Annotated in this window: 12 protein-coding genes; 11 read left to right on the plus strand and 1 reads right to left on the minus strand. The window is 73.6% G+C overall.

Annotated features, from left to right (window positions below):
- Window positions 1-3 precede the first annotated feature (3 nt).
- The 5 genes from MUK52_RS14290 (at window position 4) to MUK52_RS14310 (ending at window position 3250) form a co-directional block, all read left to right on the plus strand.
- Window positions 4-924, plus strand: a complete 921-nt coding sequence (locus MUK52_RS14290) for a hypothetical protein (protein WP_284576728.1) — start codon at window positions 4-6, stop codon at window positions 922-924.
- Window positions 925-950: 26 nt separating this feature from the next.
- A complete protein-coding gene (locus MUK52_RS14295; RefSeq protein ID WP_284576731.1) occupies window positions 951-1358 on the plus strand; it encodes a hypothetical protein in 408 nt (135 codons plus the stop codon).
- Window positions 1355-2737 (plus strand): hypothetical protein, encoded by a 1383-nt coding sequence (locus tag MUK52_RS14300; protein WP_284576733.1) that lies wholly within the window; start codon window positions 1355-1357, stop codon window positions 2735-2737. The genes MUK52_RS14295 and MUK52_RS14300 overlap by 4 nt, the downstream gene beginning before the upstream one ends.
- 6 nt (window positions 2738-2743) lie before the next feature.
- Complete coding sequence (locus MUK52_RS14305) at window positions 2744-3004, plus strand: hypothetical protein (protein WP_284576735.1); 261 nt, start codon at window positions 2744-2746, stop codon at window positions 3002-3004.
- Between the two features lie 111 nt (window positions 3005-3115).
- Window positions 3116-3250 (plus strand): hypothetical protein, encoded by a 135-nt coding sequence (locus tag MUK52_RS14310; protein WP_284576737.1) that lies wholly within the window; start codon window positions 3116-3118, stop codon window positions 3248-3250.
- Between the two features lie 6 nt (window positions 3251-3256).
- Here the strand turns inward: MUK52_RS14310 and MUK52_RS14315 are convergent, their stop codons facing one another.
- Window positions 3257-3547, minus strand: coding sequence for a hypothetical protein (locus tag MUK52_RS14315; RefSeq protein ID WP_284576739.1), 291 nt, complete (start codon window positions 3545-3547; stop codon window positions 3257-3259).
- A gap of 173 nt (window positions 3548-3720) precedes the next feature.
- Between MUK52_RS14315 and MUK52_RS14320 the strand changes: the two genes are divergently transcribed.
- From MUK52_RS14320 to MUK52_RS14345, 6 genes are all read left to right on the plus strand, one after another.
- The gene (locus MUK52_RS14320) at window positions 3721-6822 is read left to right on the plus strand and encodes a hypothetical protein (protein WP_284576741.1); all 3102 of its coding nucleotides are present in this window, start codon (window positions 3721-3723) and stop codon (window positions 6820-6822) included.
- 197 nt (window positions 6823-7019) lie between these two features.
- A complete protein-coding gene (locus MUK52_RS14325; RefSeq protein WP_284576743.1) occupies window positions 7020-7778 on the plus strand; it encodes a hypothetical protein in 759 nt (252 codons plus the stop codon).
- Between the two features lie 94 nt (window positions 7779-7872).
- On the plus strand, window positions 7873-8046 hold the full coding sequence (locus MUK52_RS14330; RefSeq protein WP_284576745.1) for a hypothetical protein: 174 nt from the start codon (window positions 7873-7875) through the stop codon (window positions 8044-8046).
- A 63-nt stretch (window positions 8047-8109) separates the two neighbouring features.
- A complete protein-coding gene (locus MUK52_RS14335; RefSeq protein ID WP_284576747.1) occupies window positions 8110-10098 on the plus strand; it encodes an LPD29 domain-containing protein in 1989 nt (662 codons plus the stop codon).
- A gap of 118 nt (window positions 10099-10216) precedes the next feature.
- A complete protein-coding gene (locus MUK52_RS14340; RefSeq protein ID WP_284576749.1) occupies window positions 10217-12145 on the plus strand; it encodes a hypothetical protein in 1929 nt (642 codons plus the stop codon).
- 188 nt (window positions 12146-12333) lie between these two features.
- Window positions 12334-12816: a hypothetical protein gene (locus tag MUK52_RS14345; RefSeq protein WP_284576751.1), complete on the plus strand. Its 483-nt coding sequence runs from the start codon at window positions 12334-12336 to the stop codon at window positions 12814-12816.
- The last annotated feature ends 18 nt before the right edge of the window (window positions 12817-12834 follow it).

A 12834-nucleotide genomic window follows, 5' to 3' on the forward strand; every position in this document is an offset into this window, starting at 1 on the left:
CCCGTGAGCGACACCACCGAGGACGAGGCCCCCGAAGAGGTCTCCACCGAGGGCGAGCAGCCGTTCCGCGTGCGGGACGTCTTCCAGTTCCGCCGCCAGCCCAAGCAGGCCCCGGAGCCGGAGCCGCAGGAGCGGACCGCCGAAGGGCTCCCCATCCCGCCCAAGCCCACGGACGACCCGATCGTCATCCCCCAGGTGTCCAAGGAGCCCGCCGCGCTCCGGGTCGGCGACCGCGCCCCGAACTGGTGGGAGCCGAAGCCGATCATCAGCGCCGACGACCCCCCTCCCCGAGACACCATCGTGTGGCGCAACGGCAGGCCGTACGACGTGCCGGCACCGGCCCCGAAGATGTGCGACCACCCGGAACCGCACGCCGTCCGCTCCCGCCCCGACAACCGGCTCGTCGCGTTCTGGTGCGCGGACTGCGAGACCCAGCTGCCCGTCCCCGACGACTTCGACGAGCTCGACGACGAGACCGCCGAAGACGACGGCGACGGCGAGCAGGCGGACGGCGACCCGGTCCCGGAGAAGGTCCGCCGCCGCTGGGGACTGCGCGGCAACGGCACCAAGGACTACAACCGGCCCGCCTACGCGAAGAAGGTCGAGAAGCAGTCCCTCGTCGACTGGTGGAACGGCCGGGACCGCCGCACCGCCTGGCTGCTCTACAACGGCACCGCGCTCGCCGCGGGCTTCTCCATCGGCGTCCCGCAGTTCTTCACCGCAGAGGTCGCCTACCTGGCCGCGACGTACGACTCGTGGACCGACTTCTACGTCTGCGTCTGGTACGGCGTCGCTGCCGGCATCTGGGTCTGGGACCACCGCTCACGCACCTGGTTCCCGCCCTTCGCCCTCGCCGCCCGCATCCCCCTGATCTCCATGGTCGTCGGCTCCCTGCTGTACGGCACCGCCGACCTCACCGTCTGACCCGTACCCCAGAAGGAACCCACGCCATGAACTCCCTGATCGGCACCCTCGGACCGGTCGGCCTGGCCCTCGTCCTGACCGTCGTCCTCATCTTCGGCACCAAGGGCGACGGCCAGGCCAAGGCCCTCAGCTGGGGCTGGTGCCTCTTCCTCTCCGTCCTCGCCGGAGCGTCCTACGCCGCCGCCGGATGGCCGTTCACCCTGGTCCGCAGCCTCGTGAACGACCTCGTCCAGCTGCTCAACAGCTTCATCCCCGGCGTCACCCTCCCCGCCATCGGCATCTGCATGGCCGCGATCATCGCCTGGAAGAAGCTCAGCCGCCGCGGCGTCTGCATGATGGGCATCCCCTTCTGGTACGTCGCCTCAGCCTCCGACGGCGGTCTCGGCATCCTCGCCGAGAAGATCGCCGCAGCCGCCCAGCAGCTCGCCTCATGAGCGCCCACCTCTACGCGGTCCCGGACCCGGCCCCGGACGAGACACCGGGGGAGCGCCCCGCCCCCGTCCGGGCCGTCCCCCCGCTGCCCGCCAGCGCCCCCCTGCCGGCACCCGCCGACGACGACCACCCCGGCCCCGTCGAGGGCCCCCTCGACGACGACCAGGAGCAGCACGACCACGAGGACGCCCCGGGGGAGCAGCACGACGACGACCTCCAGGAGCACCAGGACGACGAGGACGACCCGGGGGAGCAGCGCCGCCGCGCGCTGACCCTCCCCGACCTCCGCCCGTACTACGACGTCCGCCCCCTCGCCCAGCTCGGGCCCCTCGCCGTCGAGGTCGGGAAGACCGGCGGCCCCCCGCTCCTCCGCTTCATCGCCCGCGAGCTCCGCAACGTCGGCCGGATGCTCCTCTGGTACGCGGGCGGCACGATCGTCCTCGCCCGTATCCTGCACGGCTGGCTGTCCGGCACCATCGGCAAGAAGCCCAGCGTCGGCGCCCGACTCGGCATCGCGGCCTTCGTCGTCTACGCCCTCGTACAGACCGGCATCCAGTTCCCCGCCGCCCCCTGGATCATCCTGGGCGGCTTCCTCGTCGTCCTCGTCCTCGCCAGCGCGGGCGTCATCCGGGTTCCGGAACGCAAACCGGCGAAGCAGGCAGCGAAGGGCAAGACCGCGAAGGACGAGAAGGTCGAGAAGACGACCAAGGAGAAGGTGCCGGCCAAGCCCGACGACGCCCCTGCGGCCGTCGAGAAGGAGGACGCCCCGGCCGCCCCCCGCAAGGGCCTGCTCGCCCGCCTGGCGGCCCTCCGGGAGACCCCCGACGACGCCCCGGCGGAGACCCCCGACGAGGCCCCGGAAGAGGACGACGACGAGGCCCCCGACGAGGACGACGACGGTGCCCCCGAAGACGCCGGAGACACCCCCGCCGCACCCCCGGAGGACCCCCCCGCCGGGCCCCCTCCGGCACCCTCCCGGGACACCCTGATCCGGGCCCTCCACCACCTCTACCGAGGGGGCAGCGGGGTGCTCCACACCACCCTCCGCGCCCACCTCTCACTGCCCGACACCAGGGCCGTCAAGCGGCTGCTGGACGAGGCCGGCATCACCTACCGGAATGGGGTGCGCTCACCGGCCGGGAACGGGCCCGGCACACACCATCACGACTTCCCGCCCCTGCCCCCCTCTCAGGGGTCCCCCCAGGGGGCCGGTGTTGTCGCAGGTCAGCCCGCCAACAACAACAACGCCAACATCGCCAACGCCCCGGAAGAGGGGGGCGACCGCTGGACCGCCGAGGAGATCGCCAAGGGGTACCGGTTCGTCCCTGATCCGGAACGGGGCCCGACCGCCTGGATCATCCAGCATCATGAGGGGAGGTGATCTGAAATGACGGAGGCAGCGATGGCGGGGTACCAGTACCGGTGTGACCAGTGCCGGACGACGTCGCACCCGGTGCTCACCCGGACCGGTCTCGACGAGGAGCGGAACAAGCACCGGCGGCTGTTCCACGGCGGTCACATCCCGGACGGCGAGCGCGTCATCGAGCCGGAGCCGTTCCACTTCTCCGACGTCCCGCCGGGCCAGTGGCTCGTCGGCACCATCATGATCCTGATCGTCGTCATCGGTGCCTGGATCCGGCTCACGTAGCCAGCCGCCCCGGAGCACAGAGAGGGCCGCACGCGGTGATCGCGTGCGGCCCTCTCGTCGTCTCTCCGCGGTACGCTCCGGCCCCCCGTTCGGCAGGTGAAGGAGGTAACGGTGGAGGCGACGACGGCGCTGGTGTGCGTGCTCCTGGGCGGCTGTGTGGTTGCGATCGTGACGGTGGTCGCGAAGGCGTACGTGGACGTCGCGCGGATCCAGGCCGGCACTCCCCCGGAGGGCAAGCGCCGCTGACCGGGGTCAGCCGTCGACCCTGCCGGCAGCGCGCTTCTTCGGCTTGATCGCGCGGACGGTCGGCTTCCGCTTCCGGGGGATGTCGTACTCCCTGGCGATCTTGCGGACGGTCTCCTGCGTGTACGGGATCTTCTCGTGCCCTGCCACGTCGGCGTTGGTGAGCTCAGGGTTCGCCCGCAGGTCGTCGGCGACCGCGTCGTACACGGCTCTCTGGAGCTGCTGCACGCGCTCCCTGGCCGCGTCGAGTTCTTCGAGGGCGGAGAGCAGGGTCGGGCTGGGGGTGTATTTCTCGGTCATGCCCAGCAGTGTTGCACAACTCGACTTGGACAGGGAAGGCGACCCGACGGGATCACAACGGCGAGCGCGACACGCTTAGACACGCATGGTTGGCCAACTTGACTTGTGCAAGCGGGGTTGGATACAGTCCTCTCAGTCGGGCACCCCGCCCGACGAGAACGAGGGAGTTCCCCATGACCACGATCACCACCGGCGCCGCCCAGGTCGGCGAGGGCCGCACCCCCCACTACATCCGGACGGACGGCTTCCACGCCAAGACCCTCTGCAACCGGATGAGCTCCCGCCTCTTCACGGACGCGCAGGTCGCCAAGCTCGGCAACTTCTGCAGGGCGTGCGTCAAGGCCCTCGCCGAGCTGAACGCCCCGGCCGTCGAGGCCCCCGCCGTCGAGACCGTCGACGCCCCCGCCGCTGAGACCGCCGAGAGCACGCCGGCACCGGCCCCGGCCGTCCACCACTTCGACAGCACCGAAGAGGCGTACAACGCCACCCAGTGCCGCGACGACATCGACGACGGCGACGTCCTCGTCATCGAGACCGCCGGAGTCGTCGGCTTCCTCCGCTCCGCCTGGCCCGGCGCGATCACCACCGCGCACGGCGAGCTGCACACCTTCACCGCCTCCGCCCGCTCCATCGACGACGGCAAGTACGCCGCCAGCGTCGACCTGGCCGAGCAGATCGCCAACGAGCACGGGTTCGAGGTCAACGAGCTCCACGCCACCCCGGCCCCGGCCGTCGAGGACACCCCGGCTGCCCCGGTCACCTTCGAGCAGGGCGACCGCGTGCTCTGCGTCGACGGCCTCGCCCGCACCGTCAAGTACGTGGACGTCGTCGACGGCCGCCGCTGGGTCCACACCACCGACTACAGCGCGTGGCTGGCCAAGGACAGCGTCCGCATCGACGACAGCCGCGTCCCGGCCGCCAGGGAAACCGCCCTGTCCGCCGCCGCCGCCATCCGCAACGGCGGAGAGACCCCGGACCCGGAGGCCGTCGCCGAGCTGGGCGCCGCCCTCCGCTACCTCCGCCACGCCGACCCGGCCGCCCACGCCGACCTGATCGCCGACGCCCCCCGCCGCACGATCCGCGTCATGCGCGCCGACGTCGCCCCCGGCGACGTCCTCCAGGAGCAGGGCCCCCACACCGTCCTCGACGTCTGCATGACCGGCGAGGACACCGAGGATGCCCGCTGGTGGGCGAAGATCCTCGGCGCCACCAAGGACGTCCGGGCGTACACCGGCCGCAAGCCCTGGAACACCGCCCTCCGCCTCGACCTCGCCCGCACCGACGAGGTCACCGTCCAGCGCCCCCTGCCCACCGCCCCCGCCACGGACCAGGACACGGCCGACACCACCGTGCCCGAGGACATGCCGGCACCGGCCCCGGTCGACCCCACCAGCCCGGAGTTCGCCCCCTTCCCGTCCTACAAGGCGCCGGAGCGCTTCCACGCCGACGTCGAGACCCGCCTCGCCTTCCCCGGCCACAACGAGGACCGGATCACGATCCACCAGACCGGCCGCCCCGACGCCCTCCACTACATCGCCCTCCCCCACGTCGCGGAGCGCACCGCCGCCACCGTGCTCGGCGCACTCGGCTGGGAGCTCGTCGACGGCCTGGAGTACATCGCCAGCATGAACATGGAGCGCGGCCAGGTCCGCCGCACCGAGCCCACCACCGGCCCGGAGGCCGACGAGCTCCGCGCGGCGCTCCTCCGCCACACCGTCGCCCGCGCCACCGCCCTCGCCGACCACTCCGGCGCCCGCCACTTCCGCGCCGTCATGCCGGCAGACGGCGGCCCGTACCCCATCGGCTGGACCTACCGCACGACCGGCTACGGCGACGCCTGCGCCTTCGGCTGGGTCACCGCCCAGGGCCGGGGCATGAACCGCGTCGGCGTCCCCACCCGCGAGGAAGCCGAAGCGATCGTCCTCGACTGGCACGCCACCGGCCAGGACTCCCCCACCCACACCGGCATGGTCGACGTCCTGACCGACCTCCCCGCCCGCGAGATCGGCGCCGTGTCCGTCGTCCTGCGCGGAGCCACCGAGCGCGTCGACGGCCCCGTCCAGACCGTCACCGCCGCCCAGGAAGCCGTCACCGGCTTCTACCCGGCCGCCGACAGCTTCGAGCCCGTCACCACGCAGGACGGACTCCTGGGCTTCACCTTCCAGGTCGGCCGACTCCACAGCGCCCGGTACGGCTGGGTCACCCGCTTCGGCACCTACGGCAAGAGCCTGGAGCGCTACCGCTCCCACGCCAGCGCCATGCTCCCCGCCCAGGTCGCCGACGACCAGCGCGCCGCCGGTCTCGACGTCCCCGCCCCCGCCCCGCTCCCCTTCGCCACCGGCGGCCCCACCCCCACCCCGGAGGGCACCGTCTGCGTCCACGGCCACACCGAGCGCCCCGGCGACCCGACCCGCCCGGCCGCCGTCTGCGACGCCAAGGCGTCCGCCGACACCGTCGGCGTCTTCTCCGACGAGGGATGCGTGGACGCCCGTGACTGCGCCGTCCAGGCCGCCCAGATCGCCCACGACCTGAACCACGAGGACGAGACCGCACGCGAAGCCCTCGACGCCGACACGCCCCTGTACCGGTGGGCCGTCGTCTGCCCCGACCACGAGGAGCAGCCCGCCATCGGCTGCGAGGACTGCGCCACCGACGACCAGGGCGACGAGGGCGACGAGGTCGAGCCGGAGCAGGACACCGAGCAGGACGCCGGCATGGAGCAGCCGGTCACCTTCGCCGCGGGCGACCGGGTCGTCTGCGCCGACGGAGTCGCCCGCACCGTCAAGGGCATGGCCCCGGCCGTGACCGGTGAGCCCGCCCGTGTCGTCGACGAGGACGGCGCGGAGTGGATCGCCGCGAACTGCCTCCCCGCCAACCCGTCCGACGTCGGCACCGCCCGCGACGCCTGCGCGGGCGCCGCCGCCCGGGTCAGGGAGCTGGACACGCAGAGCCCGGAGTGGCGCGAGGCCCTGGCCGAGCTGGGCCGTCAGCTGGACTACCTCAAGGCCGCTGACCCGATCACCCGGGCCGCCCTCGTCCAGGACGACGCGGAGACCGCCGCCCGCGCCCTGCACGCCGACGCGAACGGCTTCACCGGCATCTACCCGGACGGCGCGGCGGCCCCGGTCGCCTGGTCGTTCCGCGTCGGGACCGGCGACGGCGCCCGGTACGGAGTCGTCACCGTCGACTGCCAGGTGGCCCCCATCGGCCTGTACGAGTACCGCACGACCGCCGAGCGCGCGTTCCTGCACGGCGCCATGCCGGCCAACGGCTGACCTCCCCACCCCGGACGCCCCCGCCTCCCCGTCGAGGTGGGGGCGTCGGCGCGCCCCGGCGGATGCGTTCACGCAGGTCACAGGATGCGGCGCGACACGCAACACGTGTTGGACAACTTGACTTGCGCAAGCGGGGTTGGATAACGTCTCTCTCGTCAGGACGGGCAACGGGCCCGGCCGGTACGGAGGGACACACCATGAGCAAGACCACCCAGGTCGCCGCCCGCACGATGGCCGCCCTCGTCGAGGCCGAGACCGCGCTCACCGCCGCCCGCCGCGAAGAGGCGCGCACCGCCGGTATCGCGACCCGCGCCGCCGCCCGCGCCAAGCTCGCCCGGACCGACGCCGTCACCGCCCGCCGGGAGCTCGCCAAGATCGAGCGGACCGGCGGCAAGGGCCTCAAGGTCGCCGCCCGCAAGGCCGAGACCCGCGCCGCCAAGGCGGAGCAGCTCGCCGAGACCGCCCGCGACGCGAAGGCCACGGCGACCGCCGCCCGCCGCGCCGCCCGCGCCGCCGCCCGCCGCCTCGACCGCATCGCGCTGCGCGCCGCCGCCGCCGCCACCCGCACCGTCGCCAAGATCGCCACCCGCCTGGGCGAGACCGCCCTCACCTCCGCCCCGGCGGAGGACAAGGTCCTGACCGCCGACGAGATGCCGGCAGTCGAGGAGATCGAGGCCCACGGCGCCCGCTTCGACGACCTCGACCAGCGCGCCAAGGAGCTCGCCAAGCTCGCCGACGCGGAGAAGAAGTGGCTGCGCCAGCTCCCGGTCGGCATCTACGGCCGCGTGGTCATCACCCGCACCCCCGGCCGGTCCGTCCTCGACGGCGACCAGATCGCCCTGGACTACGTCGCCCAGGGCCTCACCCCGCCCCGGAAGGCGACCCGCACGACCTTCAAGGTCGACGCCACCGCCCTCCGCGCCCCGGCCGCCGACGAGGCCCCCGCCGCCGCCTGACCCACCCCGGCCGGGCCCCCGGGCCCGGCCCCCGCTGAACACCCCCTGACCTGCCTGAACACCCGCTGAACACCCCTGAACGGAAGGACCCGCCATGCAGCTCACCACCACACACGGCATCTCCGCCCTCCGCATCACGGACGGCCAGGACCCGGAGCTCCTCCGCTACAGCACCGCGACCGACGCCGAGCAGCTCACCGAGCTCCTCGCCGAGTTCCGCACCGCGTACGCCGACCGGGCCGACGTCCGCATCGACGTCACCGGCTGACCGACACTCACCGGCCCGGCCGGCATGACCGGCCGGGCCCCCACCCACCAAGAAGGGCGCACCATGCAGACCATCCCCACCCGCCACATCTCCGCCGAGCTCAAGCGTCAGCTCACCGCCGCCTTCCCCGGCGTGAAGTTCTCCGTCCGCAGCGACACCACCGCCCTCTTCGTCCGCTGGACCGACGGGCCGAGCACCGCCGCCGTCGACGCCATCGTCCACAAGATGAAGGGGAGCCACTGGAACGGCGAGGACCGCGGCTACACCCGGACCGGCAACACGATCACGGTCACGATCAACGGCGAGCAGGTGACCGGCGAGTCGCTCGTGGACCACACCACCACCGAGTGCGTGCTGTCCGACGAGGTCCGCGCGGAGGCCACCCGCCTGTGGTCGGAAGCCCACGACGGTGCCGAACCGGCCGGCATGGCCGCCTCCTTCGTCTGCGGCGACCAGATCATCCGGGAGCACTGGGGGCCGACCCAGGTCCTTGAGATCGCGAACAAGGTCGTCCTGCCCGCCCGGTGGGCCGCCCACCTCAAGGCGCACAAGGCGAAGCCCGCCCCGAAGGCGACCACGCGCGCCCGGAAGACGACCCCGTCCACGGCCCCCAGCGCCCCCCAGGCGCCCGCCCCGGACGCCCCGGCCCCGGAGGACCGGCGGCCCGTCGTCATCGCCCACAGCGCCGACCGGGGCATCTACGTCACCGGCACCCGCCGCAGCGACGGCATCGCGCCCACCATGCGCGCCGCGGGCTTCGAGTGGAACAAGACCCGCCCGCGGTACTGGTACCTGCCCGACACCCAGGGGGCGGAGCACGCCGACCGCGTCGACGAGGTGCGCGCGGCACTCGAGCACGCCGGCATGACCTTCGGCGCCACCCCGGCCCCGGCGGACACCTGCTCCGTGTGCGGCAAGGAGGACTGCGCCAACGAGGTGTGCGGCACGGAGCGCCCCGCCACGGCCCCCGCCGTCCCGGCCCCGGCCCCCGCGCCGACCGCCCCGGCCCCGGCCGCCCAGCGCCGCCCCAGGACCGCCCGCACGACCGACGAAGACGCCGTCCTCGCCGACGTCCGCGACTACATCAAGGACGCCCCCGGCATCGGCGCGAACACCGCCGCCGCCTCCGCCGCCATCATCGGCCGGAAGGTCCAGGCCGGAGTCATCCGTCAGGACCGGCTGACCGGCACCCTCACCGGGGCGACCGCCGCCATCACGGCCAAGGCCGTCCGGGACATGCGCGAGCAGGGCCTCACCCACGAGCAGATCCGCCAGCGCCTGGAGCGCAAGCGCGCGGAGGCCCAGCACGCCCGGGACCTGGGCCGGGTCACCGTCGCTGACGCCATGATCGCCGCCCATGCCGGCATCGTCGCCGACGAGGAAGCCCAGGCCCGCGCGGAGCTCCCCGCCGCCCCGGCCCCGGAGCTGGAGCCCGCCGCGCCCCGCCGCCTGGAGCTCGTCGCCGCACCTGCCACCCCGGCCGTGCCGGCAGGGCGGCCCGGCATGGACGCGGGCACCCACCGCGTCGTGAACACGGGCGAGGACATCGAGGACGGCACCGCCGCCGCCTTCCGCTGCCTCGACTGCGAGCAGCGGGCGCGACTCGTCGACTTCGACACGCTGACGTGCACCGACGGCGCGGAGTCGGCGCACCACTTCAACCGGGCGCACCGGCTGCTCAACGACATCACGTTCCGCGACGCGACCCGCTTCGACCTCGTCGACGAGCTCGGGTTCTTCGGCGACGAGACCGGCCGCCCCGTCACCCTCAGCCGGGAGGACGCGGAGGTTCGCCTGTCGGCCCTGCTGCGGAAGGGCGCCGCACACAGCTGGTTCCGCGGTGAGCTCCGGCTGCGCCTCGACGGCCGGGCGGCAGCGTCCGTCAGGCCCGGCCCCGACGCCCCGACCCCGGTCGCCTCCGGCATCAGGTACCGGGGGATCCACGTGCCGGCATCGATCGCCCAGGGCTGGAAGGGCGACCCCGGTGCGGCGTGGCGTGCGGGCGTCGACGCCGGTCTGGCGCACACCGCGACGGGGGCGCACACCCCCTGACCAGCGGCGCGACACTCCGAACCAGCTTGCACAAGTTGACTTGTGCAAGCTTGGTTGGATAACGTCTGCGTCGAGAGGTCGGGGGGATCGCCCCCGGCCCCCGATTCCGGAGGTCCCGATGGCGCGTCGCTCTCGCTACGTCCCCAAGCACCGCGAGGGCGACCGCTGGATTCAGGACACCCTCCCCCTCCACACCGAAGGAGCCGACACCATGGCGCTCGTCCCCACCCCCAAGACCCCCACCGTCGCCGTCTCCCGCGAGCTCCGCCGCCTCGGCCTGGAGCAGGGCCCCGGCAAGGACTTCCGCGTCACCGGCCACGTCGTCAAGGGCGAGCGCCGCCACACCAACGTGCTCCTGCTGACCGCCAAGGCCCGGCAGACCGTCGCCGACCACGCCGACGACCTGGAGACCTGGCTCGCCGCGGGCCCCTTCCCCTTCACCGTGTCCGTCCGCTACTCCAGCAGCGGCCAGCCGCACCCCTCCATCCACAACGGCCCCATGGAGCGCATCCGCGAGGACAAGCCCACCGAGGAGACCGCCCCGGAGGAGCTCGTCGAGGACGTCGCCGCTGCGCCCGTCGAGGACGTCGAGGAGACCGCCCCCGCCACCGTGGACGCCCCCACCACGGCCCCGGCCGACGCCGACAACGTCGAGGACGCCGAGACCGCCGACGCCCCGGAGGAGCCCGCACAGCCGGTCGTCGACTACAGCGAGCAGTACAAGCAGCAGTGCCAGGCGAACGCACTCGTCTGGTCGACCAAGCAGGCCGCCCACGTCCGCGCCGCCGCCGCCGGTCACCTGTTCCGTGACGACTTCGCCGACGCCTTCCGCTGGAGCACCGACCGCGCGAAGACCGGCCGCCGCGTCTCCGGCAGCTTCCTCGCCCCCCTGCAGAACGCGGGCTTCCTGGTCATCACGGAGGCCGGAGCGGACGGCCGCCGCCTCGTCGAGGCCACCCCGGACGGACGCCGCGCCATCTTCGTCTGGGACGCCCAGAAGCCGGAGCCGACCGAGCGCAACCACAAGCAGGAGCGGATGCCGCTCAACCCGCTGATGTGGGGCGAGGAAGCCGCCCGCCGCACCGCCGCCGCCCGCGCCGACGAGGAGCGCCGCCGCGTCGAGCGTGACGCCTGGTGGGCCGGGCACCAGGAGCGCCGCGCCGCCGAAGACGCGGAGGAGCCCCTGCGCGCCGCCTGGGTCAAGGTCGAGGGCATCACCAACCCCTTCGCCAAGCGCCCCAAGGGCTGGACGCCCACCAACGAGCAGGTCGCCGAGCATGCGCTGGACGCGGAGGTCGTCGCCGCCCTCCGCCTGGAGGCCGCCGCCCTCATCACGGCCGCCACCGAAGCGGCTGCCGCCGCCGCTGCCGGCAGCGAGGAGACCGCCACGGACACCGACCCGTGGGGCGACTTCCGCGAGGGCGACATCGTCGCCGTCGAGGGCCGCCCGGGGGACTGGGAGCTGATGGCCCGGACCGACCGGCCCGGCGTCTGGGACATCGAGACCGCCCGCGCCGACGACCGGGAGCAGGCGACCGCCGAGACCCCGGCCCTGTCCGTCCTCGACGACGCCCCGCACGTCCGGCGCGGTGACCTCGTCCTGCAGCACTACCCGGAGCAGACCCGCGCGGCCGTCGTCGGCGACGTCTACCGGCTGGGCCGCTGGGTCGCGGTCAAGCACGCCACGGACGAGCACGGCGGCACGATGCTGGATGACGTCGCCACCCTCACCGTCGTCACCCAGGAGCAGCTGGACGCCGCCGTGAGCCTGCCCGTCGAGGACGGCGAGCACCGGGGCCGGATCCTGGAGGTGCTCGTCAGCCGCCACGCCGGCATGTTCCGCGTGACGTGCCAGTGCCTCGACGGCATGGAGGTCTGCCGGGGCGGGCGCCGGATCGGGTACTCCAGCAGCGTCGCCGCTGCCCGCGCCCTGTGGGAGTGGCACGCGGCCGGGCAGACCGGCGAGGCCCCGGAGGACTTCGCCGACACGGCAGAGCCCCAGGCGCCCGCCCAGGCCCCTGCTCCGGCCCTCGCGATGGCCGCCTGACCCTCCCGACGTACCGAAGGCCGGACGCCCCGCGCGCCCGGCCTTCGGCGCGTCCGCACCCCCTGACCTGCGTGTATCCGACACACCCCCCATCCATCCAACTTGACTTGCACAACTAGGGTTGGATAACGTCTGTGTCGAAGGGAGGGCCGCCCGGCCCGACCCGCCCCCCATGCCCGGAGGACACCATGCGCAAGGCCGTCACCACTCACACCCTGTCCGTCTTCGCCGCGGCCACCGCCGCCGGCATGACGTTCGCGGACATCACGGTCCTGCTCGTCCGGATGACCTCCGCCCAGGTCTCCGCCTGGAAGTGGGTCGGCGACGAGATGCGGGGCGAGGACCCCGTGGAGGGCTACGAGGTGCGCGACACCACCGGCGCCCTGCTGGGCGTCATCCTCCCGCTGGGCCACAAGGGCACCCGGCTGCACACCGAGTGGTACGACCCGCAGGCGGACGACCTCTTCCCCGCGGGCGAGACCGCCAACGTCACCACCCAGGGCATCGCCCGCATCCTCGACGCCCGCACCCGGAACGTCGGGGCCGTCCCCACCGGGGAGGACTTCGCCCCCGCGCCCGTCCAGCACATCCGCAACCAGGCGTGCCCCTTCTCGTACTGCTTCGACGCCGAGTGCGTCGACCACGGCCCGGTCTGGGCCGAAGCGGCCTGACCTCCCACCACCCCCGCC

Origin of the sequence: Streptomyces sp. 2P-4, assembly GCF_030167965.1 — a bacterium.
In the GTDB taxonomy this organism is placed as follows: Bacteria; Actinomycetota; Actinomycetes; order Streptomycetales; family Streptomycetaceae; genus Streptomyces; species Streptomyces globosus_A.